The sequence below is a fragment of the Ruegeria sp. C10 genome (genome assembly GCF_056537805.1).
In genome coordinates, this window is the sequence record NZ_JBQFSC010000001.1 from 18300 (window position 1) to 44163 (window position 25864).

25 protein-coding genes are annotated in these 25864 nt (G+C 57.9%); 14 read left to right on the forward strand and 11 right to left on the reverse strand.

Annotation, left to right across the window (positions count from 1 at the left end; translation table 11 throughout):
- The first annotated feature begins 100 nt into the window (after positions 1–100).
- The 3 genes from ACR0DE_RS00070 (at position 101) to ACR0DE_RS00080 (ending at position 3053) form a co-directional block, all read left to right on the forward strand.
- Positions 101–1051, forward strand: a complete 951-nt coding sequence (locus ACR0DE_RS00070) for a sugar ABC transporter substrate-binding protein (protein WP_170395010.1) — start codon at positions 101–103, stop codon at positions 1049–1051.
- A gap of 87 nt (positions 1052–1138) precedes the next feature.
- The gene (locus tag ACR0DE_RS00075; protein WP_170408588.1) at positions 1139–2263 is read left to right on the forward strand and encodes an ABC transporter permease; all 1125 of its coding nucleotides are present in this window, start codon (positions 1139–1141) and stop codon (positions 2261–2263) included.
- Between the two features lies 1 nt (position 2264).
- A complete protein-coding gene (locus tag ACR0DE_RS00080; RefSeq protein ID WP_170395006.1) occupies positions 2265–3053 on the forward strand; it encodes an ATP-binding cassette domain-containing protein in 789 nt (262 codons plus the stop codon).
- A gap of 36 nt (positions 3054–3089) precedes the next feature.
- On the opposite strand, the gene ACR0DE_RS00085 is transcribed toward ACR0DE_RS00080, so the two are convergent.
- Genes ACR0DE_RS00085 through ACR0DE_RS00105 form a run of 5 tightly spaced genes read right to left on the reverse strand, consistent with a single transcriptional unit; the run spans position 3090 to position 7290 of the window.
- Complete coding sequence (locus ACR0DE_RS00085) at positions 3090–3632, reverse strand: DUF3833 domain-containing protein (RefSeq protein WP_170514209.1); 543 nt, start codon at positions 3630–3632, stop codon at positions 3090–3092.
- Positions 3629–4246 (reverse strand): DUF3833 domain-containing protein, encoded by a 618-nt coding sequence (locus ACR0DE_RS00090; protein WP_480750958.1) that lies wholly within the window; start codon positions 4244–4246, stop codon positions 3629–3631. The genes ACR0DE_RS00085 and ACR0DE_RS00090 overlap by 4 nt, the downstream gene beginning before the upstream one ends.
- Positions 4243–5466: an MFS transporter gene (locus ACR0DE_RS00095; RefSeq protein ID WP_480750960.1), complete on the reverse strand. Its 1224-nt coding sequence runs from the start codon at positions 5464–5466 to the stop codon at positions 4243–4245. The genes ACR0DE_RS00090 and ACR0DE_RS00095 overlap by 4 nt, the downstream gene beginning before the upstream one ends.
- Positions 5466–6005 carry a hypothetical protein gene (locus ACR0DE_RS00100; protein ID WP_480750963.1) on the reverse strand — a complete coding sequence of 180 codons (540 nt, stop codon included), beginning with the start codon at positions 6003–6005 and terminating at the stop codon, positions 5466–5468. The genes ACR0DE_RS00095 and ACR0DE_RS00100 overlap by 1 nt, the downstream gene beginning before the upstream one ends.
- Complete coding sequence (locus tag ACR0DE_RS00105; protein ID WP_170426006.1) at positions 5962–7290, reverse strand: FAD-dependent oxidoreductase; 1329 nt, start codon at positions 7288–7290, stop codon at positions 5962–5964. The genes ACR0DE_RS00100 and ACR0DE_RS00105 overlap by 44 nt, the downstream gene beginning before the upstream one ends.
- Before the next feature lie 185 nt (positions 7291–7475).
- Between ACR0DE_RS00105 and ACR0DE_RS00110 the strand changes: the two genes are divergently transcribed.
- A complete protein-coding gene (locus ACR0DE_RS00110) occupies positions 7476–8201 on the forward strand; it encodes an SDR family NAD(P)-dependent oxidoreductase (RefSeq protein WP_170515234.1) in 726 nt (241 codons plus the stop codon).
- A gap of 2 nt (positions 8202–8203) precedes the next feature.
- On the opposite strand, the gene ACR0DE_RS00115 is transcribed toward ACR0DE_RS00110, so the two are convergent.
- Positions 8204–8491 (reverse strand): I78 family peptidase inhibitor, encoded by a 288-nt coding sequence (locus tag ACR0DE_RS00115; RefSeq protein WP_170408581.1) that lies wholly within the window; start codon positions 8489–8491, stop codon positions 8204–8206.
- A 129-nt stretch (positions 8492–8620) separates the two neighbouring features.
- Here ACR0DE_RS00115 and ACR0DE_RS00120 point away from each other — a divergent pair, with 129 nt between their 5' ends.
- Positions 8621–9733, forward strand: coding sequence for an S-(hydroxymethyl)glutathione dehydrogenase/class III alcohol dehydrogenase (locus ACR0DE_RS00120; RefSeq protein ID WP_170394983.1), 1113 nt, complete (start codon positions 8621–8623; stop codon positions 9731–9733).
- A 54-nt stretch (positions 9734–9787) separates the two neighbouring features.
- On the opposite strand, the gene ACR0DE_RS00125 is transcribed toward ACR0DE_RS00120, so the two are convergent.
- Positions 9788–10726 carry a DMT family transporter gene (locus ACR0DE_RS00125; RefSeq protein WP_170566842.1) on the reverse strand — a complete coding sequence of 313 codons (939 nt, stop codon included), beginning with the start codon at positions 10724–10726 and terminating at the stop codon, positions 9788–9790.
- A gap of 196 nt (positions 10727–10922) precedes the next feature.
- Here ACR0DE_RS00125 and ACR0DE_RS00130 point away from each other — a divergent pair, with 196 nt between their 5' ends.
- Positions 10923–11390, forward strand: a complete 468-nt coding sequence (locus ACR0DE_RS00130) for a DUF1203 domain-containing protein (RefSeq protein ID WP_170566845.1) — start codon at positions 10923–10925, stop codon at positions 11388–11390.
- On the opposite strand, the gene ACR0DE_RS00135 is transcribed toward ACR0DE_RS00130, so the two are convergent.
- A complete protein-coding gene (locus ACR0DE_RS00135; RefSeq protein ID WP_170567003.1) occupies positions 11387–12379 on the reverse strand; it encodes an ABC transporter ATP-binding protein in 993 nt (330 codons plus the stop codon). The genes ACR0DE_RS00130 and ACR0DE_RS00135 overlap by 4 nt on opposite strands.
- 87 nt (positions 12380–12466) lie before the next feature.
- On the opposite strand from ACR0DE_RS00135, the gene ACR0DE_RS00140 reads away from it, so the two are divergent.
- The 3 genes from ACR0DE_RS00140 (at position 12467) to polA (ending at position 16265) form a co-directional block, all read left to right on the forward strand.
- Positions 12467–12652, forward strand: a complete 186-nt coding sequence (locus ACR0DE_RS00140; protein WP_170426216.1) for a zinc-finger domain-containing protein — start codon at positions 12467–12469, stop codon at positions 12650–12652.
- A gap of 44 nt (positions 12653–12696) precedes the next feature.
- Positions 12697–13359 carry a YrbL family protein gene (locus ACR0DE_RS00145; protein ID WP_170408578.1) on the forward strand — a complete coding sequence of 221 codons (663 nt, stop codon included), beginning with the start codon at positions 12697–12699 and terminating at the stop codon, positions 13357–13359.
- A 104-nt stretch (positions 13360–13463) separates the two neighbouring features.
- Positions 13464–16265 carry a DNA polymerase I gene (gene polA / locus ACR0DE_RS00150; RefSeq protein ID WP_170613426.1) on the forward strand — a complete coding sequence of 934 codons (2802 nt, stop codon included), beginning with the start codon at positions 13464–13466 and terminating at the stop codon, positions 16263–16265.
- A 45-nt stretch (positions 16266–16310) separates the two neighbouring features.
- Here polA and ACR0DE_RS00155 read toward each other — a convergent pair whose 3' ends face one another.
- Both ACR0DE_RS00155 and ACR0DE_RS00160 read right to left on the reverse strand, forming a co-directional pair.
- Positions 16311–16541 carry a DUF2798 domain-containing protein gene (locus ACR0DE_RS00155; protein ID WP_170408576.1) on the reverse strand — a complete coding sequence of 77 codons (231 nt, stop codon included), beginning with the start codon at positions 16539–16541 and terminating at the stop codon, positions 16311–16313.
- A gap of 73 nt (positions 16542–16614) precedes the next feature.
- Positions 16615–17370: a TIM barrel protein gene (locus ACR0DE_RS00160; protein WP_170408575.1), complete on the reverse strand. Its 756-nt coding sequence runs from the start codon at positions 17368–17370 to the stop codon at positions 16615–16617.
- A 179-nt stretch (positions 17371–17549) separates the two neighbouring features.
- Here ACR0DE_RS00160 and ACR0DE_RS00165 point away from each other — a divergent pair, with 179 nt between their 5' ends.
- Positions 17550–18500, forward strand: a complete 951-nt coding sequence (locus tag ACR0DE_RS00165; RefSeq protein ID WP_480750973.1) for a DMT family transporter — start codon at positions 17550–17552, stop codon at positions 18498–18500.
- Here ACR0DE_RS00165 and ACR0DE_RS00170 read toward each other — a convergent pair.
- Complete coding sequence (locus tag ACR0DE_RS00170; protein ID WP_480750975.1) at positions 18482–19060, reverse strand: DUF1285 domain-containing protein; 579 nt, start codon at positions 19058–19060, stop codon at positions 18482–18484. The two genes, ACR0DE_RS00165 and ACR0DE_RS00170, sit on opposite strands and share 19 nt — an antisense overlap.
- Before the next feature lie 64 nt (positions 19061–19124).
- Here ACR0DE_RS00170 and ACR0DE_RS00175 point away from each other — a divergent pair, with 64 nt between their 5' ends.
- Genes ACR0DE_RS00175 through ACR0DE_RS00190 form a run of 4 tightly spaced genes read left to right on the forward strand, consistent with a single transcriptional unit; the run spans position 19125 to position 25802 of the window.
- Positions 19125–20132, forward strand: a complete 1008-nt coding sequence (locus tag ACR0DE_RS00175; RefSeq protein ID WP_480750977.1) for an AAA family ATPase — start codon at positions 19125–19127, stop codon at positions 20130–20132.
- Positions 20129–21004 (forward strand): DUF58 domain-containing protein, encoded by an 876-nt coding sequence (locus ACR0DE_RS00180; protein ID WP_170515220.1) that lies wholly within the window; start codon positions 20129–20131, stop codon positions 21002–21004. The genes ACR0DE_RS00175 and ACR0DE_RS00180 overlap by 4 nt, the downstream gene beginning before the upstream one ends.
- Positions 21001–23763 (forward strand): DUF4159 domain-containing protein, encoded by a 2763-nt coding sequence (locus ACR0DE_RS00185; protein WP_480750979.1) that lies wholly within the window; start codon positions 21001–21003, stop codon positions 23761–23763. Before ACR0DE_RS00180 ends, ACR0DE_RS00185 begins: the two co-directional genes overlap by 4 nt.
- Positions 23760–25802: a hypothetical protein gene (locus ACR0DE_RS00190; protein ID WP_480750981.1), complete on the forward strand. Its 2043-nt coding sequence runs from the start codon at positions 23760–23762 to the stop codon at positions 25800–25802. Before ACR0DE_RS00185 ends, ACR0DE_RS00190 begins: the two co-directional genes overlap by 4 nt.
- Positions 25803–25864 lie beyond the last annotated feature (62 nt).

The following is a 25864-nucleotide window of genomic DNA, read 5'->3' on the forward strand; positions in this document are numbered from 1 at the left end:
GCAACCGGTTGCAAAATTTTGACAGATATGCTCTAACTCGAGTCGGAGAGGTGCGAAGGACTGCCTCAATCCGCGATAACATGAGTTTTGGGAGGACATCATGACTTCACTGACGAAGAAGTTGGCGCTGGCGGCGGCGGTAGCTGCGACGCCTCTGATCGCAGCCACGGGCGCTGCGGCGGAAGGTGAGAAATACATTCTGGTCAGCCACGCGCCAGACAGCGATAGCTGGTGGAACACGATCAAGAACGGCATCGCGCTGGCAGGCGACCAGATGGGTGTCGAAGTCGAATACCGCAATCCGCCCACAGGCGACCTTGCCGATATGGCGCGGATTATCGATCAGGCGGCTGCTTCGGGTCCGAACGGGATCATTACCACGTTGGCGGATTATGATGTGCTGAGCGGACCGATCAAATCAGCGGTCGATGCGGGCGTTGATGTCATCATCATGAACACTGGTACGCCGGATCAGGCCCGGGAAGTTGGTGCCCTGATGTATGTGGGGCAGCCCGAATATGATGCCGGATTTGCTGCAGGCCAGCGCGCCAAGGGTGACGGCATCGGCTCGTTCCTTTGTGTGAACCACTATATCGTTCAGCCCTCAAGCCAGGAACGTTGTCAGGGCTTTGCAGACGGCTTGGGCATTGAACTGGGGGATCAGATGATCGACGCCGGCCAGGACCCAGCCGAGATCAAGAACCGCGTGCTGGCCTATCTGTCGGCGAACCCGGATACTGATGCGGTTCTGACACTGGGTCCAACCTCGGCTGATCCGACAATTCTGGCGCTGGAAGAAAATGGTATGGCCGGTGACATCTATTTCGGCACCTTCGATCTGGGTGGTGAGATTGTCAAAGGCATCAAGTCTGGCGTGATCCAGTGGGGAATTGATCAGCAGCCCTTCCTGCAGGCTTACCTGCCGGTTGTTGTGATGACCAACTATCACCGCTATGGCGTTTTGCCGGGCAACAATATCAATTCGGGTCCCGGCTTCGTAACTGCTGATGGTCTGACCAAGATCGAAGAATTTGCTGGCGAGTACCGCTGATTCTTACAGCGCGGGCGCCCCGCCAAAGCGGCGCCCGCCAACAACTATCTGACGCAAAATCACTGCTTAACTCGGAGGGGCGTTCTAATGAGCGAGTCTGCTCAAAACACGGCTGTAACCGACGAACGGATTAAAGAAATATCGCCGCTGCGCAAGGCCTTGATCCGGCCTGAACTCGGCGGGATGGTTGGCACCGTTGCCGTCTTCACCTTCTTTCTTTTGTTCGCTTTTGACAGCGGCATGTTCAACGCACAGGGCATGATGAACTGGTCGGTTGTCTCGGCGCAGTTCATGATCATCGCCGTAGGTGCGTGCCTTCTGATGATTGCCGGTGAGTTTGACCTGTCAGTCGGGTCGATGATTGGCTTTTCGGGCATGATGATCGCAATTTTTTCGGTCACGCTGGCTTGGCCGGTCTGGATGGCAATTCTCGTCACGTTTGCAATGGCGGTGGCAATCGGCGCGCTGAACGGTTGGATCGTGATCCGGACTGGTTTGCCCAGCTTTATCGTAACGCTGGCCTTTCTGTTCATTTTGCGCGGCTTTACAATCTTCCTGCCGCAGGTGATCGAGCGCAAAACTATTATCGGCGGTGTGAAAGACGCAGCCGAAGGCGATTGGCTGGCGCCGATCTTTGGTGGTAAAATTTTGCAGGGATTGTTCCAATGGCTCGGGGATGCCGGGATCATCGCCGTATTCGAGCGTGGCACCCGCGCCGGTCAGCCAGTTGTGGATGGTATTCCAATGCTGATCGTCTGGGCGATCGCACTGATCATCTTTGGTCACGTGCTGCTGACCAAAACGCGGTTCGGCAACTGGATCTTCGCCTCGGGCGGGGATGCTGAGGCGGCGCGCAACTCGGGTGTGCCTGTGAACCGGGTCAAGATTCTGATGTTTATGTTCACGGCCTTCTGCGCCACCGTCTTTGCGGTCTGTCAGGTGATGGAGTTCGGATCGGCTGGTGCTGACCGGGGTTTGCTGAAAGAGTTCGAGGCGATCATCGCCGTGGTCATCGGCGGCGCGCTTCTGACTGGAGGATACGGCTCGGTACTGGGCGCGGCGCTGGGCGCGTTGATCTTTGGCGTGGTGCAACAGGGGTTGTTCTTTGCCGGTGTCGAAAGCTCGCTGTTCCGAGTCTTCCTTGGGGTGATCCTGCTGGGGGCTGTGATCCTCAACACCTATATTCGCCGCATCATCACGGGAGAGCGTTGATATGAATCCCGAACATGAACCCATCATCCAGATGAAAAACATCGAAAAGCACTTCGGCAGCGTGATCGCGCTGGCGGGTGTCTCGGTGGACGTGTTTCCCGGTGAATGTCACTGCCTTCTCGGCGACAACGGTGCGGGCAAGTCGACCTTCATCAAAACCATGTCGGGCGTACACCAGCCCACCCACGGAGAGATTCTGTTCGAAGGCCACCCCATGCATTTCGCCGACCCGCGTGATGCCATCGAGGCCGGGATCGCAACCGTACATCAGCATCTGGCCATGATCCCGCTGATGTCGGTCTCGCGCAATTTCTTCATGGGCAATGAGCCGGTAAAGAAGGTCGGACCTCTTCACTTCTTTGATCATGACTATGCCAACAAGGTCACGATGGAAGAGATGAAGAAAATGGGGATCAACTTGCGCGGCCCTGATCAGGCGGTGGGCACGCTGTCAGGTGGTGAACGCCAGACCGTCGCCATCGCGCGGGCGGTGCATTTCGGGGCGAAGGTTCTGATCTTGGATGAACCGACCTCGGCCCTTGGGGTGCGCCAAACAGCCAACGTTCTGGCGACCATCGACAAGGTGCGCAAGCAGGGGATCGCGGTGGTCTTTATTACTCATAACGTCCGCCATGCGTTGGCAGTGGGGGACCGGTTCACGGTACTCAACCGCGGTCAAACGCTGGGTACGGCGCAGCGTGGCCAGATCACCCCTGAAGAGCTGCAGGACCTGATGGCCGGTGGTCAGGAGATGGTCGAGCTTGAAGGCAGTCTGGGCGGAACCGTCTGATACTTTTTTGCCCCGCTGGTTGTGCTGGCGGGGTGACTACTTCTTCTCGAAGTACAATATGACTTCACCCAGCCTTACGCCAAAACGCGAAACATAGGCTCGGTTCAATAACCGGTCATCCGACAACAACCACATCCAGTCATCAAAATTGACACGCATGGTGCCGTCTTTGACGGGCAGGTCGATTTTGTACTTCCAGTTAAACGTATCGCCCCTTTCGACCCCACTGGCTGTGCCCAGCACACCGGGAGCGGTGCCGGTCCAGGTGTCATCGCCGGTCTTGGTCAGGGTCCAGATCCGTTGTTCGGTCGCACCATCGTCATAGACGAAATCTTCGACAAGCGTCAGAGTCTCTCCGTCCCATGTGCCGTCAATATCGACCTGGAAGCGACGCGGGACATTACCTAGTACATCCTGAAACTGACCATAAGCGACAGTCTTACCTTCGAAGAACTCTTCAAGGTTCAGCTGACGATCTGACAGAAACGATTTTGGTATACGCGGTTTGGCCGAGCATGCGGCGAGGATGGCCAACCCCGCGATCGCGATACCTGCAATAAGGGTACGGCGGGCGATCATTGCAAAACCCTCAGCTCAGAGTCTGTATCGTGGCCGTTTGCGCCATGCAGATGGGCGGATTTCACTTCAGGCGCAGGGCGCATCGTGGCGACCAGCTCGGCCACCTTGATCCCGAATTTTCGCATCTCGGACCGGTTCATGATTACACCGTTCTCCGTCAGATACATCCAGTCGGTCACATCCAGTGTATGCCCGCCCGCGTCCTCGGGCAGGATGATGCGATAGGTCAGCTTGACAGTTGAGCCTGAAATCACGCCTTTGCCCTCGCCGACAATATCGTCCGCTGTTGCGGTGAAAGTGTTGCCCGTGCCCAACGTCAGATGCCATTTGCGGCTCATCTGTTTGCCGTTGGAATAGGTGAAATACTCGGAAAGCGTACCGGTGTTGCCATCCCATTCGCCGACCATACGCGCGACAAAGCTGTTCGACATCTTGCCGTTGGGGCCATAGATCAATCCTTCGGACAGGATCTCTCCATTCAGGTTCTTCTTCAGCGAAAACTCAGGCCCGGTTCCGCTGTAGTCGGAGGGTGATTGCGAGCGGAAACTGAGGAACCGGTTTTTCACAGCAAACAGCGCAAAAATCGCAAGCAGACAGATCAGGAGCGTTTTCATTTGGCAGAGACCTCTGTCGGGAGGGTCAGGACCATGCCAAACGCTCCGAGTTTAAAAATGCAGGGCAGCACCGCATAGGCGAGGGTGAGTGTATTCAAAGCCTCGGCAGAATTGGCCTGTCCAGGTGTAAAGCCGCTGCGTTCCAGTAGCGGCAGTGTGAAAAAGGCGGCCAGAGCTAGACCCAGCTTACCTGCGAAAGACCAGATGCCGAACGCAGCAGATGCGTTCAGCCCGGCCCGGGTCAGAACGACCGAGAACATTGCTGGCAGGACAACCATGTCCGCCCCAAGCGCCGCGCCGGATGCGAGGCATATGATGGCGAAACCGACGAGATTCCCAGGGGCTAGAAGAGCGGCCCCGACAAAGCCGAGAATGGCCAGCGGCATGGCGATCATCAGAGTCTGCTTCGGGCCAATTCGGTTGCTGAGCTTGGCCCAGAACGGAACGCTGAGCCCGGCGCTGAGGAAGAACAGGATCAGCAATGGCCCCGCTTTGCCTGGCAGTTGCAGCCGATCTTCAACAAAGAACAGAAACAGGGTCGAGGTGATGGCGACGGGCAGGCTGTTGACCAACGCAAGGGCAAGCAGACGTAAAGCCCCCGCCTGTCCTAAGCCTGCAAAGGACAGCCCTTGACCGGTGATCGGCGTGCGTCGCCACATTGGCAGGGTAACAGCCAGAGTCACAACGCTCAGAAGCCCGAGAAACATTCCAAAGGCCGGATACCCCTGCGCGGCTGCGCCAAGCGCCACGAACACAGCGGGTGCTGCGGCTGCTATGATAACTCCGGTCAGTTGTCCGCCTTCGCGGAAGGCGGCCAGTGTCATCAGTTCCTTCGCGCTAGCCTGTTTCGCCAGCGTGGCGCTGCGGCCGTAAAGCAAGATGGTCCCAAGGCTGTAGGCCGAGAATAACAGGATCAGAATAGACACTAATGCGGCGATACTTACCCCTTCTGGCAAACCAAACAGCAATGGAAATCCAATAGCGAGACCCAGCGCAGCGGCGGCGGCAAATAACATCTGCCCACCGGGCCAGCGATCAATGGCCCAGCCAATCAGTGGATCTTGCACCAGGTCGACCAGCCGGATGACCAGCAGAATGGTGCCAATGACCCCCAGCCCGATACCGAGATTCACGGCGGCAAAGCGGGGCAGGTGGATGTAAAGCGGGATACCTGCTGCAGCAAGCATCAGCGCATAGAGGCTGACACGCGGGTACAGCATCACTTCCCCTTCAACTGCTGTGTGAACGAGGCGGATCGTGTATTGTTACCCAGAAAAATTGACATGAAGCTGCGTGTAATACCCGGATTTGTCAGGGTGCAGGTTTTGCTTCCGTTGCGCCAGAAGCTGACGCTGTTGGGGCCTTGCGCGATGGCCAGATAGCTATCGCCTTTGCTGACCGCCTGAAAACAGCCCTGCAATTGGGCTTCCGTCGGCGCAGAATTGCCTTGTCGGGCCATCTCTTCCAGTGTCGACTCGACCAGCGCTTTTTGTTTCAGGTTTTTTCGATAGGTCAATTGTAGGCCGAAATTCTCGTTCCAGCTGAATGCGGCACCGCCGGGCGTGTAAAGCTTGGCGTCATAGAGCGGCAGCCCCAGAAAACGGAATGTCCCGGTGCCGCGCAGCTTAGGGTCTTTGATTGCATCCGACAAAGGCGAAGCCGCCAATCCGCCGGGGACCATCAGCGCCAGTGACAGCAGCGCAGCGCAACAGGTTCTATACGCTGGCCGAAACAGCGAGGTCCGTTTCAGGGATACCATTGTCAGCTCCGATGCTCTGCGGGATGGCGGTGAGGCGCTCGACAACATGCATTGCGCTGGCAATCCCGTCTTCGTGGAAACCATGCCGATTATACGCCCCGGCAAACCAGGTTCGGTTCTGTCCCTGCATCTCGCGGATTTGCCCTTGCGCGCGCAGGGCGGCTTTGTCGAACACCGGATGGGCGAACTCGACCTCGTCATAGATTTTGTCCGCGGGAATGTCTGATGCGGCGTTCAGGGTCACAAACAGTGGGTCACTGTCGGGGATATTCTGAAGCCGATTCATCCAATATGTGACCCCAACATTGCCCTTTTGCGATCGATAGGTCCAACTGGACCAGCAAGCACGCCGCCTGGGCATTTGGCGGGGATCACAGTGCAGGATAGCTTTGTTTGGTTGATATCTAATCGCGCCGAGCGCCGCTTTTTCCGCTTCGGTCGCTGCATCACCCAAGATGGCGAGAGACTGATCGGAATGGGTTGCCAGTATGATTTCGTCAAACAGAGCGGCCTCACCTCCTGCATGGACGGTGACGCCCAGATCATGCCGCTCGATCCGCTGCACGGGTGCGGACAGTCTGATGTCAGCACCGCGCGCACGTAGCGCAGTTTCGATCCGGCGGACATACTCGATGCTGCCGCCTTTCACGGTGTACCACTGGTGCTGATTGGCACGGCCCGAGGCCAGCAGCGCGTGATTGCGGAAGAACTGCACCAGCGAGCGGGCTGGGAACTGATCGACGAACTCGACCGGAGTTGACCAGATCGCGCCGCACATCGGCATCAGATAATTGTGCCGGAACCAGTGGCCGAGACGCAGTTGATCCACAAGCTCACCGATCGTGGTGTCGTCGTCCTGCGCGGCTTCGGGGGCCTCTTTGCCAAACCGCAGGATATCGGCGATCATCTTGTAATAGGCTGGACGCGCGAGGTTGCGTTTCTGCGCGGTCAAAGTGCGCAGATTGTTCAACCCATATTCGATGCGGCCATTGTCGATAGTTGCGCCAAAGCTCATCTCACTTTTGGTAACTGGCACGTTCAGCTCATCAAACAGCCGGGTCAAATAGGGGTATGTGACATAGTTGAAGACGATGAAACCGGTATCTACCGGCTGATCTCCGTTCTTTCCGGCGATCACCGTGCGGGCGTGGCCGCCCAGTCGGGGCTCAGCCTCGAACACGGTTATATCGTTGTCTTCGGAAAGGTAATAAGCTGCGGAGAGACCTGAAATGCCTGCGCCTATGACTGCGATTTTCTTGCGTACGCCCCGGGTTTCGTCGAACATTCCATCCTCGTTATTCGGTATTTACAACAAGATACGCAGGGAATGAGGCTTTGGATCAACCGCGTTAGAAGTTTTTTTCCGACGCTCTATGTAGTGTTATCTGGCCGAATGCTACGAGCGCTGGGCGTGATCCATTGCTGCTGTCAGAACGTATTCGACCTAGTAGTACGAAAAAAGACTTACGCATGAGCAGTTTTGACGGAAAAACCTATTGGATCATTGGCGCCAGCGAAGGGCTGGGCCGTTGCTTGGCCGAAAAGCTGAGCCGCGAAGGCGCGCATCTGATCCTTTCTGCTCGCAATGCCGAGCGATTGGATGAAATCTGTGGCACCTTGCCTAATGCACGTGCAGTACCGATGGATGTGACTGATCTCGACACTGTGCGCCGCGCTGTGGTGGAGGCTGGCTCAATTGACGCGCTTGTCTACAACGCAGGCGCCTATGAGCCGATCAGTACGTCAGATTGGGACACCGATGCCGCCTTGGCGATCAGCGATGTGAACTATTCCGGTGCGCTTCGGGTGTTGGGTGAAACCGTCCCAGGATTTGTGGGCTCAGGCAGTGGTGATATCACGCTGATCGGGTCGCTTGCCGGGTATCATGGGCTTCCCAATGCGATCTCGTACGGGGCCAGCAAGGCTGCGCTGATCTCGCTGGCCGAGACCATGCGGCACGATCTGGCAGGGTCAGGCGTGACGGTGCGCATTGTCAATCCGGGGTTCATCAAGACCCGTCTGACCGACAAGAACAGTTTCAAAATGCCGATGCTGATGACACCCGAAGATGCGGCCGATCGCGTAGTGCGCGCCATGTCCCGTCGCCGGTTTCGAACCGATTTCCCGGCACCGTTCTCATGGGTTGTGCGCCTGATCGATTATTTGCCTGATATTCTGGTGTACCGGGGAAAGTGACCCTATCCGCAGGTAAGCCTCTGAATTGTGCCTGCGCCGTTCACATAAACGTTCAGCCGGTCGATGCGATAATCCTGCGTGGCAATATCATCCGGGCCCAGAACGCGCGACCGTTCAGGCAGTTGGGCTTGTATGGTTGAAACCGGCTCACCAATGGTGTTCGCGAACGGTTCTCCCTTGCAAAATGCAAGTTCAACCGGTGCCTCCTCTAGTTCAAGCGCCGCGTCCTGCGGTGCAGAGGTCTCAGAACATGCGGTCAGAAGAATTAGGATCGGAAATAAACGGTACATTGGCGCAGGGCTTTCTGGTGATGTCGTTTCTGAAATATCAAAGATTTAGCCAACCTGTCATGAAAGCGCAGTTGAAAAAACCCTGTATTTGACGCAGGGTCGGGCAAAACAGACAGGGAGACAAGCACCATGCGTACCCGTGCCGCCGTCGCCGTTCAGGCAGGCAAACCTTTGGAAGTGATGGACGTAAACCTTGAAGGCCCCAAAGCGGGCGAGGTTCTGGTCGAGATCAAGGCGACAGGCATTTGCCATACCGATGAATTCACCCTGTCGGGCGCCGACCCTGAAGGCTTGTTTCCCGCCATTCTGGGCCATGAAGGCGCAGGTGTCGTGCTTGAGGTCGGCCCGGGTGTAACCAGCCTGAAACCCGGCGATCACGTCATCCCGCTTTATACGCCCGAGTGCCGTGAGTGCGAATACTGCCTGCATCCCAAGACCAACCTGTGCCAGGCAATTCGCGAAACCCAAGGCCAGGGCCTCATGCCGGATGGCACCTCGCGTTTTTCTACGTTGGATGGCGATCCGATTCTGCACTACATGGGCTGCTCGACCTTCTCGAACCATACGGTTCTGCCTGAAATCGCGCTCGCCAAAGTGCGTGAGGACGCGCCCTTTGACAAGATCTGCTATATCGGCTGCGGCGTGACCACCGGAATTGGCGCGGTGATCAACACTGCAAAGGTAGAAATTGGCAGCCGTGCCATCGTGTTCGGTTTGGGCGGTATCGGCCTGAACGTGATTCAGGGCCTGCGTCTGGCTGGCGCGGATCAGATCGTGGGCGTTGATTTGAATCCAGCCAAGGTGGAAATGGCGACCAAGTTCGGCATGACGGATTTCGTGAACCCCTCTGAGGTCGAAGGTGATCTGGTGCCGTATCTGGTCAACCTGACCAAGGGCGGCGCGGATTATACCTTTGACGCCACAGGCAATGTCGGCGTAATGCGCGCAGCGCTGGAATCGGCTCACAAAGGCTGGGGTGAATCGATCATCATCGGTGTGGCACCTGCGGGCGCTGAAATCTCGACTCGACCGTTCCAACTGGTTACTGGCCGCTCATGGCGTGGCACCGCGTTTGGCGGAGCGCGTGGACGCACCGACGTCCCGAAAATCGTGGATTGGTACATGGACGGGAAGATTGAGATCGACCCCATGATTACCCACACCATGGGCCTGGATGACATCAACCACGGTTTCGACCTGATGCATAAGGGCGAGAGTATCCGATCAGTGGTCGTCTACTAAGGCTCTATAAGGGCTGAAATGGATTGAACGGCGCGCTGCAATGCGCGCCGTTTCTTATTCTCCGGGCCTCGTCGCTCCAGTATCTGATCGGGGCGACCTGACGCGCAGCACAGGCGTATTAGCAGAGGTAGTGTTTGATCGGCTCTCTCGCCAAACCACGAAAACACCTGATGCGATGATGATACTTGCGCCAACGGCGACCCAGATATCCGGGTGCTCGCCAAAGAAAATCACGCCGAAGATCGTGGCCCAGATGATCTGGCTGTATTGACTGGGCGCAATGACGCCGGCGGGGGCGGCGCGATAAGCAAGGATGATCAGGTGCTGTGCGATTACCGAGAACACCCCGACAAACGCCATCATCGCCAGATGCAGCAATGATGGTGGTTGATAGACAGCCGGTTGGGTGACGCTCATGACGGCGATGGCCAGCAGCATAGGATAAAGGATCAGGACGGCAGAGCGTTCTTCATTCCCGATTTTGCGGACAAGAACCGAAGCAAATGCGCTGCAGAAGGCTGCTGCCAGAGCCGCTAAATGGCCCAGGGTGATCTCGGTCGCGCCAGGGCGCAGGACGATCAGGACGCCGACCAGGCCGACGCCCACGGCCGCCCACCTTTGGGCACGGACCACCTCCCCCAGAATCGGAATCGACAGAACAGTTACGATCAGCGGGAAGGAAAATAGCAGGGAATAGACTTCGGCCAGCGGCAGCACCGAAAAAGCGTAGAAGGCACAAGACATGGCCATGATCATCGTCGCTGATCGCAACAGCACCAACCACGGATGCCGCGGCAGGAAATTCCCAGTGGTCCGATCGGCCAGAATTGTTACTGCCATGGGGACAAAGGAAAACAGCGTCGCAAAGAAGATGATCTGCAAAACCGAATAGGTGCCACCCAGCACCTTGATCAGCACGTCATGCGTCGCGAAGACGGCAAAGCCTAAGAACGCAAAGGCAAGCCCACGAAGGGTGGAGTTCTGAGCGCTCATGACAAAAGCCTCAATCATAGATGGATCGTTTGGGGTGTTTGATGTTTGCTTAGACCCAAATTGGTCTGACGGGTAGCCCTTATTTTATCGCTAACATTCTTTTGCAAGCAGGGTTGCAGATTTTGCAATACGCAGGAAACGGGTCGAGTCCAAAACAAGCGATTGCCATGATCATCTCAAATCAAGGAGAAACATCATGCACGGAATTTCAGCCCTACCAACACAGCAGGTTCAGGCATATCGCGCCGGTGCGCCGGATGGATATGGAAACCCACCAGAGCGTGCGATTTCCAATGGGGCGGGCAACCCATGCCGTCATTGTTTGAAATACATACCGGAAGGCAAAGAGATGCTGGTGTTGGCGCACCGACCCTTCCCGGAAACGCAGCCTTATGCAGAGACTGGACCGATCTTCCTTTGTGCCGACCCCTGCGCACGCTATGAAAGTGAGGATGTGCTGCCCGAGGCGTTGACCGACTCGCCCAACTACCTGATCAAAGGGTATGGTCCGGACGACCGAATTGTCTATGGAACCGGGATCATCACCCCACAGGCGCAGTTGCATGAGGCGGCTAAAAAAATCTTCTCCCGCGCTGATGTCGCTTACATCCACATCCGATCTGCTCTGAACAACTGTTATCACGCACGGATCGATCGTGTCTAAAGCTTGACGCGGTGCATCCCCCGACGTGGTTGGTTCGGGTCGTTGACAGTTGCGTCGTCGACCCGACTGGAGGTCAACGCAAGGAACACATCCTCAAGATCAGCTTCTTCAGTGCGGACGTCCTGGATGCGAATATCGGCCTGACGTACAGATTCCAGCACCTGCTCGGCTGTAGTTAGGTTGCTGTGGTATTGCAGCACAAGGTCGCCGTTCTCACGTTGCGCTGCAATCACGTTATCCGCTACAGGCAGAGTCTGTATGGGGCTATCCGGCACGATCACCATGGTTCGGCTGTCCATGCGGCCCAGCAGATTGGCCGTGCTGTCTTGTGCGATCTTTTCGCCGTGATTGATAATGGCGATCTCGTCACACATCTCTTGCGCTTCTTCCAGATAGTGCGTGGTCAGGATGATGGTCATGCCCTGTTCGTTCAGCTTGCGCACATTGGCCCAAAGCATCTGTCGCAGTTCAATATCCACACCCGCCGTGGGTTCGTCGAGCACCAGAATCTTGGGATGGTGCACCAGCGCTTTGGCCAGCAGCAGACGCCGCCGCATTCCGCCCGAAAGCGTGCGCGCATAGGCCTCGGCCTTGTCGGCAAGGCCAACGAGGTCGAGGATCTCATCGCTTCGCCGATCAGACTTGGGAACACCGTACAGCCCGGCCTGAACTTCTAATGCGCCTCGAGGTGTAAAGAACGGATCAAGGTTCAATTCCTGAGGCATCACGCCGATGGCGGCGCGGGATTGGCGCGGGTTTTGATCCTGATCGAAGCCCCAGATCGAGACGCTGCCAGACGTTTTGACTACCAGCCCCGCCAGAATGTTGATCAGGGTCGATTTACCGGCTCCATTCGGGCCAAGCAGACCGAAAACGGACCCCTGCGGTACCGTCAGGTCGATCCCTTTCAAAGCCTGTTTCTCGGGCTGGCCCTTGCCGCCGCGATAGGTCTTGCGCAGTGATCTGATTGTGATTGCCGCATCGGACATGTGGCCCTTGCCCCCGGTTTGCTCATCGCCCATAAACGCACCTAATACATGCCCGCGAGGCCGACAACCAAAGAAGGATCGCCAGCCGTGACCATCGAAGCGCCGGAAACCAAGATTGTCGAAAATACCCGCGTCGCCTGCGATGGTGGCGAGGGTGCGCTGGGTCATCCGCGCGTCTGGCTGCAGATTCCCGAAGACACTGGTTGGGTCGAGTGCCCCTATTGCGATTGCAAATACGTGCTGCGTGGTGAGGACTCTGGTCAGGACGCGTAAGGGCGATCAGGACGGCAGGCGGTCGTAACTGGCGAGGATGGATAATGCTGTTCACAGCCAAAACGATTGACCTTTCCGACAGCCAGCCAATCGCGAACGGGACTGTGCGCAGTGTCTATGACTTTCCCGGTCATCCTGACTTACTGATCAAAGTTTTTACCCGGTCCCAAGATCGTGTCTCGCACAGGCTTGGCAAGCGACTGGCATGGAAACTGTTCCCCGAGGCGCAGTATCGCAGCACATTGAAAGAGCTGGAATGCGAGCTTCGCGTATCACTTAAACTCGGGACGGAAATTGAGCGTTCACCCCTGTCCAGGATGTTGGGCGTGGTTCAGACGACGCATGGGGCGGGGGTTGTGGTTGAGCGCATTTCTGGCCTTGATGGCGGGCTTGCACCAAAGCTGTATGAAGTCTGCCGTAGTGGATTGGACGCCCCGGTTTTAGATGCGCTGAATGCATTCGTCGGGCAGATGTTTGACCTTCACATCGTCGCGCGCGACGTCAAAAGTTCGAATATTGTCTACGGGACAAGGGGCGCTGGTCCGGCCTGCTTCCTGATCGATGGATATGGTGAGCGGAACCTCATCCCACTGCGCAGCCTGTCCCAACGTCTGAATGATCGCTCGCTGAACAAACAGTTCTCGTTGATCGCGCAAAAAGCAGGCTTGGCTTGGAATGCGGATAAGCGCACCTTTTCGAATAGCTAAGGCCAGACCACGGGCAAATTAGGTCACAACGAATTGGCCAGGTGGCCTCGTCTTTCGTGCAGCCCTTCTGTACAACTTGGCGCAACCCAGCGCAGGAGCCTCATATGACCACCACCCAATTCGGAAAAGGCTGCCATCTGCATCTGATTGATGGATCAGCCTTTATCTTCCGCGCCTATCACGCTTTGCCGCCGTTGACGCGTAAATCAGATGGGCTACCGATTGGGGCCGTGTCGGGCTTTTGCAACATGCTGCAGAAATATGTCGAAGGAAACGCCGGGCCGGATGCGCCGACCCATGTTGCGGTGATCTTCGACAAGGGCTCGCATACGTTCCGTAATGATCTGTATGATCTCTACAAGGCCAACCGTGAAGCGATGCCCGAGGATTTGCGCCCGCAAATGCCGCTGACTCGCGAAGCCACCAAGGCGTTCAACATCGCCTGCAAAGAACTTGAAGGCTATGAAGCCGACGACATCATCGCGACCCTCGCCGTTCAGGCGCGTGAGGCCGGTGGGCGGGTGACCATCGTCAGTTCTGACAAAGACCTGATGCAGCTTGTGGGCGGCGGTGTCGAGATGCTGGATGCGATGAAGAACAAGCGGATCGATCGCGATGGGGTGGTTGAGAAGTTCGGCGTCGGGCCCGAGCGGGTTGTCGATGTGCAGGCTTTGGCCGGGGATTCGGTGGATAACGTACCGGGCGCTCCGGGCATTGGTGTGAAGACGGCAGCGCTGTTGATCAATGAATATGGCGATCTGGAAACCCTGCTGGATCGCGCTGAAGAGATCAAACAGCCCAAGCGCCGCCAGACTCTGATCGAAAAGCGCGACCAGATCGAGCTTTCGAAGAAACTTGTGCAATTGGATGAAAACACACCGTTGGATTTCACTCTGGATGACCTTGAGGTGAAGGATCCCGATGCTGAGACTTTGATGAAGTTTCTAGCAGAGATGGAATTTCGGACGCTCACCAAACGCATTGCTGACAAGCTGGGCGTTGAGTCCCCCGTCATCCCCGAGATATCCACGCCTGAGGCGGAGTCACAGGCCGAAGACGTCCCATTTGATGCATCGAAATATGAATGCGTGCGCGATGCTGCGGCATTGCAGAAATGGATCGATCAGGCATACGAGCGCGGCTGGGTTGCGGTGGATACCGAGACCACTGGCCTGAATGAGATGATCGCCGATTTGGTCGGGATTTCGCTATGTGTCGAGGCGGGTGAGGCTTGTTACATCCCGTTGACTCACCGTGAAAGCGCGACCGATGATCTGTTCGGATCGGATGCGCTGGCCGATGGACAGATGCCGCTGGATGAGGCTCTAAACTTGCTGAAACCGATGTTTGAGGATCCGTCGATCCTGAAGATCGGACAGAACATGAAATACGATGCCAAGATCTTTAAGCGATATGGCGTCGACGTTGCCCCCATCGACGACACGATGCTGATGTCCTACGCCATGCATGGCGGTGAGCATGGGCATGGCATGGATACGCTATCTGAACGCTATCTGAGCCATACGCCGATTCCCATCAAACCTCTGCTTGGCTCGGGCAAGTCTGCAATCACTTTCGACAAGGTGCCGATTGACGAGGCCACGGCCTACGCTGCCGAGGATGCGGACATCACCCTTCGCCTGTGGAAATTGTTCAAGCCGCAGTTGCATCAGGTGCAGGTGACGACGGTGTATGAAACACTTGAACGTCCATTGGTGCCGGTTCTCAAAGAAATGGAGATGCATGGCATCAAGGTCGATCGCGATGTTCTCAGCCGAATGTCAAATGCATTTGCGCAGAAGATGGCCGGATTAGAGGCTGAAATCCACGAATTGGCGGGTGAGAACTTTAACGTCGGTTCGCCGGCGCAACTGGGTGAAATCCTGTTCGACAAAATGGGGCTTGAGGGCGGCAAGAAGGGCAAGACCGGGAAGTACTCGACCGGGGCGGACATTCTTGAGGACCTTGCGACCGAACATGAACTGCCGCGCCGGGTGCTGGACTGGCGGCAACTCTCCAAGCTGAAATCGACCTATACGGACGCGCTGCAGACCCATATCAATCCTGATACGGGCCGGGTGCATACGTCATATTCGATTACGGGGGCGAATACGGGCCGTTTGGCCTCGACCGATCCGAACCTGCAAAACATTCCGGTGCGGACTGAGGAAGGTCGGCGCATACGTGAGGCGTTCATTGCCGAACCGGGCAATGTGCTGGTCAGCCTTGATTACAGCCAGATTGAGCTACGGATACTGGCCCATATCGCCGATATTCCGACCCTGAAACAGGCGTTTGCGGATGGATTGGACATTCACGCAATGACAGCGTCCGAGATGTTTGATGTTCCGTTGGACGAGATGACGCCGGATATCCGTCGTCAGGCCAAGGCGATCAACTTTGGTGTGATCTACGGCATTTCGGGCTTTGGGTTGGCGCGCAATCTGCGCATTCCCCGGGCGGATGCGCAGGGTTTCATCGATCGCTATTTCGAACGTTTCCCGGGCATCCGGCGCTATATGGACGACACGATCGCGTTTGCCAAAGAGAATGGCTATGTCCAGACCCTGTTCGGCCGGAAAATCCATACACCCGAGATCAATGCCAAGGGGCCGCATGCGGGGTTCTCGCGTCGTGCTGCGATCAATGCTCCGATCCAAGGGACGGCAGCAGATGTGATCCGGCGCGCGATGGTGAGGATGCCGGATGCGATCAACGGCTTGCCCGCCAAGATGCTGTTGCAGGTGCATGACGAGCTGCTGTTCGAAGTGGCTGAAGAGGCTGTGGATCAAACCATTTCGGTCGCGCGCGCGGTGATGGAAGGGGCGGCTGATCCGGCAGTGAAGCTGGATATCAAGCTGGTCGCGGATGCCGGACAAGGCGCGAACTGGGCCGAGGCCCATTAGGGGCGGCGCTGCTCATCAAGCCCTGCGGGCCCTCTTTGCAGCGGGTCAGGCTTCTGGCCTGACCAGGCGGGCGATCAGGCGTTTTACGAAAGGGCCCAGCGTCAGGATGACGGTAAAGGCGATAGGCCAGCAAAAGGCCCAAGAGGCCATCCAGTCTCCGAGTGTTGAAGGGCTGAAGCCGATAGCTTTGAGCGTGGCTATGCCGGTGACGACGCAGGACATCAGGCCGGACATGATCAAGGCGAACAGGGCATTGGCATAGCGGGCAGATATCATGCGAGGCATCCTTGGCGTGTCGATGCCCTCAATTGCGCCATTTCAGTCTGAAAATCCAGCGTTCATGCAGGGTTTAATACTGTATCCAAGCCAGTGAGTCCTCAGTCCGCCGGGTTGAGGGGTTGTATTCGGCGCTGACCCAGCCGCTGTAATCCGACTGGTCCATCGCAGCAAACAACGCGGCAAAGTCCATTGTACCCAGCCCGGGTTCCGAGCGATCCGGCGCAGCCCCGATCTGTGCATGGACAATACGGGGCTGAAAACGGAGCCAAATCGCCAGCGCGTCGCCGTGGATCATCTGCGCATGAAAACTGTCATATTGTAGGCCGACATTTGCGCGGTCGACGCGGTCCAGCACTTCGGCGGCCAGATCATAATTGTTCAGGAAGTAACCGGGTTGCGATACGGGGTTGAGCGGTTCGATTGTAAACCGCTGTGCCGGCGCGAGGTCGGCGGCCCATTGCAAGTTCTCGACAAAACAACGCAGGGCCTCGGGGCCGGAAGCGTATCCGGCCATAACGTGAATCATCTCTGGCCGCAGCACATCCGCGTAGCGCAGAACGCGCCGGATATCGGACTTAAACCTGTCAGAGCTGCCGGGCATGGCGGCGTAACCCGGTTCACCGCCGGTATAATTCGGGGGCGGGGCGTTGATCAGCACCAGATCAAGCCCGCTGGACAGCAGCGCGCGGCGGGTCTCTTTGGCCGCGAGGTCGTAGGGGAAGAGAATTTCAACAGCCGTAAACCCGGCCTGCGCGGCGGCTTGAAACCGGTCGAGATAGGGCAGTTCTGCAAACAGCAGTGAAAGATTGGCGGCAAATCTGGGCATCGGGCATCCGGTGTCGAACTTTGCAGAGCCTAGCGATCACGACGGCCACGTGAAAGAGACTGAAAACGACAGATTGTCGAAAATCGGCCAGATAAAGGCTTTCGAATCAGGGACCATCAGGCTCGAGCGGTATCCCGTTGCGAGGGCCGCGCCAACAATAAGGTCTGATCACGATGGCCATGAGCCCTGAACCCGCGCGCGGGACCGCTATAGCTGTATCTGACGGTCGACAGACCGCGTTCACCGGAAATACGCTGGCGGTGGCTTCGATGCTGACGTGGGCGGCGGGTTTCCCGGCGGCTGAGATCCTATTGCAAAGCTGGCCACCTATCGCCCTGTTCGCAGCACGGATGTCTCTTGCGGTGTTGGTCATGGTACCAATCTGGCTGATTCTGGACGGACCGGCTCAGGTATTGCGCGCCCGTTGGGGCCATGCCCTCCTGGTTGGAGGTTTGGGGCTAGGGTCGGGGATGTTCCTGATCCTTGTGGCGCAGAAGCTGACCGACCCAGTTACCGTTGCCATTATCGCCTCGTGTGCGCCTTTGATCGCTACGATCATGGAGCTTGTGGCGGGAACGCGGCGATTGCGCTGGAGCTTTGCGCTGGGATTGGTGATTTCAATCATTGGCGGCCTGATTGCCACCAGCGCGGTGGCACCGGCACAATTAGGACTGGGCGCGATGTGCGCAGTGGTGTCTACCGCGCTGTTCTGTTGGGCCAGCATGGCCACTGCGCGCGACTTCCCCGAGCTTAGCCAGTTGGGCCGTAGCACCATTACCTTGGTCGGAGGATTGTCGACCGCAGCCATTCTAGTACCGTTAGCCGGATTGCTTGGGCTAGAGGTCATGCCTACACGCCCCGTAGATGTGGCGCAGATGGGTATGTTGGTGTTCTACGCACTGTTCTCACTGGGCCTGAGCCAGTTTTTCTTCATAGCATCAGTGGGAAAATTAGGGGTCGCCCTGGCGTCATTCCACATCAATATCGCGCCATTTTATGTGATGGTGATCATGATGGCGCTGGGCGAGGACTGGAACTGGACCCGCGCGCTGGGCGCGTCGCTGGTGGCGCTTGCGGTCGTGCTGGCGCAGGACCGCAAGCCGCGACCGGTTCAATCCTCTAGCACATAAGATGCGATCAGTGGGAAAAACTGGCCGTCCGACCAGACGCCAAACCAACCCTCGTGATGTCTGGCGATCTCGACCAACCGGTAAAAGCTCTTGCGATCAATGCGCGCCTCAAGATTCGCGCGCATCAATATGTAGGGTGAGGGCTCATCAGTTTCCGTATTTAGGACAATGCGGATCGGGTGATCGGGCCCGGCGATGGCTGTATCGCCCACTTGCGTCGTAAAAGTCAGACGTTGGGCTTCGCCTTGTCCCTCATGCTCAAAATCAACGGCAACAAACGGCGCATCCTCGACGGTGATTCCCACCTTTTCAGCGGGAGTGACGAGAAAGTACCTACCCTCTTCTTTCTTAAGAATTGAGGAAAATAGCTTAACAAGCTCGACCCTGTTGATCGGTGACCCTAGATAACTCCAAGTGCCATCTTTGGCGATCCGAATGTCCAGATCGCCACAAAACGGAGGATTCCATAGGTGAACGGGCGGCAAACCCCGCGTTTTGGCCGCTTTGACCGAAGCCGCCAGACCGTCTGGTGAAGGGGTCACGGGTTTTTGTCCGCTCATTGCTTTTGCCATTTCCTCTCAGCGCGATACACTTCAATCATAACAGTCCACGGAAGGGAACCTCATGTCCGAACCTGCCGACCTCGTGTCCGAGATCGAAGCGCTGGAAAACAAGCTGCAAGAGGCCAAATCCTCGATCACCCGCCGCTTTATCGGGCAGGAGAAGGTCGTGGACCTGACTCTGACCGCGCTTTTGTGCGGCGGTCACGCGCTGCTGATCGGTCTGCCGGGGCTGGGCAAGACGCGGTTGGTCGAGACGCTTTCGACCGTGATGGGCCTGCATGGCAACCGCATCCAGTTCACGCCGGACCTGATGCCTGCTGATATTCTGGGCTCGGAAGTGCTGGATACTGCCGAAGATGGCAGCCGCCATTTCCGCTTCATCTCCGGCCCGATTTTCTGTGAGTTGCTGATGGCGGACGAGATCAACCGTGCCAGTCCCCGGACCCAATCGGCGCTGTTGCAGGCGATGCAAGAGCGTACGGTGACAGTCGCGGGCGAAGACCGCGAATTGGGCGTACCGTTCCATGTGCTGGCAACGCAGAACCCGATTGAGCAGGAAGGGACCTATCCATTGCCCGAAGCTCAACTGGACCGGTTTCTAGTGCAGGTCGACGTGGAATATCCGGATCGCCAGACCGAGCGTGATATTCTGCTGGCTACCACGGGTGTTGAGGAAGCCGAGGCGCATCAGATTTTCACCAAAGAAGAATTGCTGGCCGCACAGGTTCTGTTGCGCCGGATGCCTGTAGGAGAGTCGGTTGTCGAACTGATCCTCGATCTGGTCCGCGCCTTCCGCCCGGATGAGGCAGGTGTGTCAGAGCGGGTGAAGGAAACTGTTGCCTGGGGTCCCGGACCGCGCGCTGCGCAGGCTCTGATGATGACCGTGCGCGCAAATGCGATGCTGGAAGGCCGTTTGGCCCCCAATGCCGAGGATGTTCTGACCATGGCGCGTCCGGTTCTCAGCCACCGTATGTCGTTGAACTTCGCGGCGCGGGCACGTGGTGACAGCCTCTCTGACCTGATTGAGTCCACCGCTACTGGGCTGGTCCGAACTGAGGCCGCGGCGTGAGCGCCGCCCAGACCCTACGCGAACGCTCCGAGGCCGAAGCGTCCCGGTTGCCGCCGTTATTGGCGCGGGCCGAGCATCTGGCCGGAACCGTTTTATTGGGCGATCACGGGCGGAGACGCTCGGGTCTGGGGGATGATTTCTGGCAGTACCGCCCTGCGCAGATTGGCGACAGTCGCCGGTTGATCGACCATCGCCGTTCGGCCCGTGGTGATCAGCAGTTTGTACGTGAGCGCGAATGGCAGATTGCACAGTCGATCATGCTTTGGGTCGATCAGGGCGCGTCGATGCGGTTTGCTTCGGACAAGAACTTGCCGACCAAGGCCGATCGTGCGCGCCTGCTGGGGCTGTCGACCGCTATCTTGCTTGTGCGTGGCGGCGAGCGCGTTGGTCTGACTGGCACGACGCTGCCCCCGCGCAGGGGGAATGCTCAGATCATTCGGCTGGCCCAAGCCTGGTCTGAAGATGCGCAAACCGATTACGCGCCACCCGAACACCGCGCCATGATCCCGCATGCGCGTGCGGTGTTTATCTCGGATTTTCTTGGGCCGCTGGACGAGGTCGAGCTGGCCCTTACCAAAGCCGCTGACCGGGGCGTGCGCGGCGTGTTGCTGCAGGTTCTGGACCCCAGCGAGGAGTCCTTTCCCTATTCGGGACGTACCATTTTTGAAAGTGTTGGTGGCACCGCTCGACATGAAACCTTGAAGGCCGCAGACCTGCGTGATCGTTATCTGGATCGCCTTGCGCAGCGTAAGGACGCGCTGACGCAGCTTTGTCGTGCGACCGGATGGCAGATGGGGCTCCATCACACCGGTGACAGTGCTCAATCGGCTCTGTTGTGGCTTTATCGCGCCTTAGATGGGGGTGCGCAATGACGGTTCTTGCAGGCATCGGCTTTACCGCGCCATGGGTGCTGCTGGGCCTTTTGACCCTGCCGATCCTGTGGCTGATCCTGCGCGCTGTTCCGCCTGCGCCGATCCGCCGACTGTTCCCTGCGGTTACCTTGTTGCTGGGCCTTAAGGATGATGAAAGCGTTTCGGACCGTACACCATGGTGGTTGCTGCTACTGCGGATGCTGGCAGCCGCAGCGATCATCATCGGGCTGGCAGGGCCGGTGTTGAACCCCTCACGCGATGAGACCGGATCTGGGCCGCTTCTGCTGGTGCTGGATGCAAGCTGGGGGGGCGCGACACGTTGGTCCTCGACACTTGATCAGATTGATGCGCAATTGACGGAAGCCGGGCGGGCGGGTCGTCCTGTGTCGATCTTGCGTCTGACTGAGCCTGAGGCACCTGTGTTTCAGGCCGCCGAGGCGTGGCGTGGGCGTCTGCCGGGCCTTACACCGATGCCGTGGCAACCAACCCAAGCGCAGATTGACCAAACTCTGATCGCGTTGGGACAGGTCGAAGGTGGCTTCGACACCCATTGGTTCAGCGACCGTCTGTCCTATGTCGGCCATGATCGTTTGACTTCTGCCCTACAGGCGCGTGGGGACGTGATTGTCTACCAATCCTCTGCACCCGTTACCGCGATCTTGCCCGCCACCTATCAGGACGGCGCAATCCGATTAAGCGTACAGCGCGCTAATCCAGGACCAGAGGAAAGAGTCACCGTTCTGGCGCAAGGGCGCGACCCGGCAGGAGCAATGCGGGTGCTGCAATCGACCAATCTTGAGTTCGAAAACGGCTCTACGCAGGCGGAAATTGATCTTGCGCTTCCATCGGAACTGCGCGCACGCATTACACGGTTCGAGATTCAAGGCCAGCGCTCTGCCGGTGCCATTACACTGACAGATGACAGCCTGCGTCGGCGCGAAGTGGCATTGATCGCAGGCACCCTGAACCGCGAAGGGTTAGAGTTACTGTCGCCGCTTCACTACCTGACACAGGTGCTGATTCCGACCGCTGATTTTGTCGAAGGCGGCCTGGCCGAGGTTCTCCCCGCTAACCCGGATGTGATCGTATTGGCGGATGTGGCCAAGCTGTCCGAGTCGGAACAGGCTGAAGTCGTCGAATGGGTTGAACAGGGCGGCCTGCTGCTGCGCTTTGCCGGCCCACGCATGGCCGCCAGCGATCTGGGGCGCGATACTGAGGATGCACTGTTGCCGGTTCGACTTCGTAGCGGTGGCCGCTCGGTCGGCGGCGCCATGAGCTGGGGTGAAGCGAAGGGGCTTGCTCCGTTCACTGAAAACTCGCCGTTCTATGGGTTGGAGATTCCTGCGGACGTCTCTGTGACCACTCAGGTCATGGCACAACCAGACCCTAATTTAGCGGATCGGGTCATTGCGTCACTGTCGGATGGCACACCATTGGTGACCCGAAAACCGCTGGGGCTGGGGCAGGTGGTTCTGTTCCATGTCACGGCTGATGCGGAATGGTCCAGCCTGCCGCTGTCCGGGCTGTTTGTCGAAATGCTCGACCGGCTTGCCGTTGCCTCTGCTGCCAAATCGCGTCAAGAGGCTCAGATGCAGGGCACCGTATGGGAGCCGATTCAAATAATGGATGGCTTCGGTGTTTTGACTGACGCAGGAACGCTGCCCGGTGTCGATGGAGTCGAACTGGTTTCTGGGCAAATCGGGCCGGACCTGCGCCCGGGGCTTTATGAAAACGGCAAGCAGAAACTGGCGCGGAATGTTCTTGCCGAGGATGCTGTACTATCCCCGGTGATCTGGCCGTCTGACGTCCCAATCCGGGGTCAGGAGATCAGCAATGAGACTCCGTTGGAAGGGCTGTTGCTTGGCCTTGCACTGTTGTTGCTGACAATCGATGTGATTGCGTCTTTGGCGTTGTCGGGGCGCTTGGCCAAGGCAACCCCTGTTGCATTTGCGCTTGCTGCCCTGTTCCTTGCCCCCGAGGCGCGGGCGCAGACCCCTGAAGACACCGATTTTGCATTGAACGCGACGCATGAGCTTGTGCTGGCCCATGTACTTACCGGGAATGCTCAGGTCGACGATATCGCGCTGGCCGGGCTGCGTGGGTTGGTGCAGACGCTGCATTTTCGCACTTCGGTCGAACCCGCCGACCCGATTGGCATCGACCTTGAACGTGATGAGCTTGCATTCTTTCCGCTGCTCTATTGGCCTGTTACTCCGGACCAGCCACAGCCCTCGGTTGAAGCCTATGCAAAGCTGAACGCCTATCTGCGTTCGGGCGGGATGATTTTATTTGATACGCGCGACGCCGATATCGCCGGTTTCGGGGCGTCCAGCCCCAATGGGCGCAAGCTGCAACAACTGGCCGCCCCGTTGAATATCCCCTCATTAGAGCCTGTCCCGCGTGATCATGTCCTGACCCGCGCCTTTTATCTGCTGCAGGATTTCCCCGGACGATATTCTGGCACCGAGGTCTGGGTCGAGGCCGCGCCACCCGATGCCGAGCAGATCGAAGGAATGCCCTTCCGAAACCTCAACGATAACGTGACCCCGGTGGTGATCGGCGGTAATGACTGGGCCGGGGCCTGGGCGGTGGATCGCAACGGTCAGTCCCTGTTGCCCGTGGGTCGCGGTTATGCCGGAGAACGACAGCGCGAGTTGGCCAATCGGTTTGGGGTTAATCTGGTAATGCATGTGCTGACCGGGAATTACAAATCCGATCAGGTTCACGTGCCCGCGCTTTTAGACAGGTTGGGACAATGACCGGAACCGTCATCTTTGACCCGCTAATCCCGTGGCCGTTTCTGGCAGCCGTGGCATTGATTGCCATGTCAGGTGTGGTTCTGGCGATTTGGCGCGGTCTGTCGGGCTGGGCCCTGCGCGGCTTGGCGGCCTTGGTCATCCTCGGGGCGCTTAGCGGTCCTGTTTATCAGGTCGAAGATCGCGCGCCGCTTACCGACATCGTGTTGATGATCGAAGATGAAAGCGCCAGTCAAACCCTATCGGATCGTGCCGAACAGACTGCTCAGGCTGCCAACGACCTCGCGACCGAGATCGAAGCCCGAGATAATACCGAGCTGCGCCGCATCCAGGTTGGTGACGGCGATGGTGACGAGGGCACGCAGGTCATGGCTGCGCTGAACGCGGCACTGGCCGAAGAACCCCGTGCACGGATTGCGGGCATTGTCGTGGTGTCAGACGGCATCGTTCATGATGCAGACCTGGCACCCGACCTACCTGCTCCAATGCATCTGTTGCAGACCGGGCGCGAAGGCGATTGGGATCGGCGCCTGATCGTGCGTAACGCCCCAGCCTTCGCCATTATCGGTGAGCCCGTGACCCTGACCCTGCGCGTCGAAGATACTGGCGCTGCGCCTGCTGGAGTTACTAACGCTCCGCTTGAGATATCCGTCGATGGAGGTGAACCCGAGCAGTTCACCATTCCAATCGGTCTGGACGTCGAGCTCCCGATCACGCTGCCGCATGGTGGTCGGAACGTCATCCAGTTCACGGTCCTGCAGGCCGAGGGCGAGCTGACTGATCGCAATAACACCGCCTTGATTCAGATGAACGGCGTACGCGATCGTCTGCGCGTCCTGCTCGTATCGGGTGAGCCACATCCGGGCGGGCGCACTTGGCGCAACCTGCTGAAATCTGACAGTTCCGTTGATCTGGTCCATTTCACCATCCTGCGGCCACCGGAAAAGCAGGACGGCGTGCCAGTGGATGAGCTCTCGCTGATCGCATTCCCGACGCGTGAGCTGTTTCTGGAAAAAATCAATGATTTCGACCTGATCATCTTCGACCGCTATAAACGGCGCGGCATCCTGCCCGCGATCTATCTGGACAATGTGGGTGATTATATCGTCAACGGCGGCGCAGTTCTGGTTGCTGCGGGCCCCGATTTCGCCACAGCCGACAGTCTGTTCCGTTCACCACTGGGGCCGGTTCTTCCGGCAAAACCCAGCGCGCGCGTCTATGAGGAGCGTTATGTGCCAATGGTCTCAGAACTGGGCCAGCGGCACCCGGTGACCACCAATCTGGGCGATGCTGAGACATGGGGCGCATGGTTGCGCCAGATCGATGTCAGCCAATTATCCGGTGACATGCTGATGACCGGAGTCGATGACCGCCCGCTGCTGGTGCTGGATCGTGTGGGTGAGGGCCGTGTGGCCCTGATGGCCTCAGATCACGCCTGGTTGTGGAGTCGCGGCTTTGAGGGCGGTGGCCCGCAATTGGAACTTCTGCGCAGGCTGGCGCACTGGATGATGAAAGAACCCGAGCTTGAGGAAGAGGCACTGTGGGCCGAGGCAAACGGCCAGTCCATGCGTATCATCCGTCAAACGCTGGAGGATGATGTTGGCCCCGTCACCGTCACCCGCCCCAACGGCGAAACTTTGGAGATCACACTGAACGAAGTCTCTCCCGGTCGGTTTGAGGCACAATATTTCGGCCCTGAGATTGGCCTTTATCGTCTGGAAGAGGGCGAACATTCTGCGGTGATTGGTCTTGGCCCCGCCGCACCCAAAGAGTTTGAGCGCACAATCGCGACCGATGAGATCCTTAACCCGGTTCTCGCCAGCCTGCGCGGGGGTACGATCCGGGTAGAAGAGGGCCTGCCCTCAATTCGAAATGTTCGCACTGGTCGACCCGCAGCGGGTCGCGGCTGGATCGGTCTGACTCCGCGCGACGCCTATGAAACCCGCGACGTCACCCAGGCTGGTTTGCTTCCGCCCTGGCTGGTGCTGTTGTTGGCCGGTGGGTTCTTGTTGGGCGGGTGGTTGCGCGAAGGGCGTCGCTAGACCGCTTAAGCACTTTTTCATGCTCTCCCGCGATGCTCGGCGCAAAGTATCGCGGGAACACG

Bases quoted from the DNA above. Each gene is read 5' to 3' on its own strand.
- ACR0DE_RS00075 (WP_170408588.1), top strand. From the start codon at position 1,139: ATGAGCGAGTCTGCTCAAAACACGGCTGTAACCGACGAACGGATTAAA.
- ACR0DE_RS00105 (WP_170426006.1), bottom strand. From the start codon at position 7,290: ATGTTCGACGAAACCCGGGGCGTACGCAAGAAAATCGCAGTCATAGGC.
- ACR0DE_RS00085 (WP_170514209.1), bottom strand. From the start codon at position 3,632: ATGATCGCCCGCCGTACCCTTATTGCAGGTATCGCGATCGCGGGGTTG.
- ACR0DE_RS00175 (WP_480750977.1), top strand. From the start codon at position 19,125: ATGTCCGAACCTGCCGACCTCGTGTCCGAGATCGAAGCGCTGGAAAAC.
- ACR0DE_RS00145 (WP_170408578.1), top strand. From the start codon at position 12,697: ATGCTGTTCACAGCCAAAACGATTGACCTTTCCGACAGCCAGCCAATC.
- ACR0DE_RS00090 (WP_480750958.1), bottom strand. From the start codon at position 4,246: ATGAAAACGCTCCTGATCTGTCTGCTTGCGATTTTTGCGCTGTTTGCT.
- ACR0DE_RS00115 (WP_170408581.1), bottom strand. From the start codon at position 8,491: ATGTACCGTTTATTTCCGATCCTAATTCTTCTGACCGCATGTTCTGAG.
- ACR0DE_RS00170 (WP_480750975.1), bottom strand. From the start codon at position 19,060: ATGAGCGGACAAAAACCCGTGACCCCTTCACCAGACGGTCTGGCGGCT.
- ACR0DE_RS00190 (WP_480750981.1), top strand. From the start codon at position 23,760: ATGACCGGAACCGTCATCTTTGACCCGCTAATCCCGTGGCCGTTTCTG.
- ACR0DE_RS00095 (WP_480750960.1), bottom strand. From the start codon at position 5,466: ATGCTGTACCCGCGTGTCAGCCTCTATGCGCTGATGCTTGCTGCAGCA.
- ACR0DE_RS00080 (WP_170395006.1), top strand. From the start codon at position 2,265: ATGAATCCCGAACATGAACCCATCATCCAGATGAAAAACATCGAAAAG.
- ACR0DE_RS00135 (WP_170567003.1), bottom strand. From the start codon at position 12,379: ATGTCCGATGCGGCAATCACAATCAGATCACTGCGCAAGACCTATCGC.
- ACR0DE_RS00120 (WP_170394983.1), top strand. From the start codon at position 8,621: ATGCGTACCCGTGCCGCCGTCGCCGTTCAGGCAGGCAAACCTTTGGAA.
- ACR0DE_RS00160 (WP_170408575.1), bottom strand. From the start codon at position 17,370: ATGCCCAGATTTGCCGCCAATCTTTCACTGCTGTTTGCAGAACTGCCC.
- ACR0DE_RS00070 (WP_170395010.1), top strand. From the start codon at position 101: ATGACTTCACTGACGAAGAAGTTGGCGCTGGCGGCGGCGGTAGCTGCG.
- polA (WP_170613426.1), top strand. From the start codon at position 13,464: ATGACCACCACCCAATTCGGAAAAGGCTGCCATCTGCATCTGATTGAT.
- ACR0DE_RS00165 (WP_480750973.1), top strand. From the start codon at position 17,550: ATGAGCCCTGAACCCGCGCGCGGGACCGCTATAGCTGTATCTGACGGT.
- ACR0DE_RS00110 (WP_170515234.1), top strand. From the start codon at position 7,476: ATGAGCAGTTTTGACGGAAAAACCTATTGGATCATTGGCGCCAGCGAA.
- ACR0DE_RS00125 (WP_170566842.1), bottom strand. From the start codon at position 10,726: ATGAGCGCTCAGAACTCCACCCTTCGTGGGCTTGCCTTTGCGTTCTTA.
- ACR0DE_RS00155 (WP_170408576.1), bottom strand. From the start codon at position 16,541: ATGATATCTGCCCGCTATGCCAATGCCCTGTTCGCCTTGATCATGTCC.
- ACR0DE_RS00130 (WP_170566845.1), top strand. From the start codon at position 10,923: ATGCACGGAATTTCAGCCCTACCAACACAGCAGGTTCAGGCATATCGC.
- ACR0DE_RS00100 (WP_480750963.1), bottom strand. From the start codon at position 6,005: ATGGTATCCCTGAAACGGACCTCGCTGTTTCGGCCAGCGTATAGAACC.
- ACR0DE_RS00185 (WP_480750979.1), top strand. From the start codon at position 21,001: ATGACGGTTCTTGCAGGCATCGGCTTTACCGCGCCATGGGTGCTGCTG.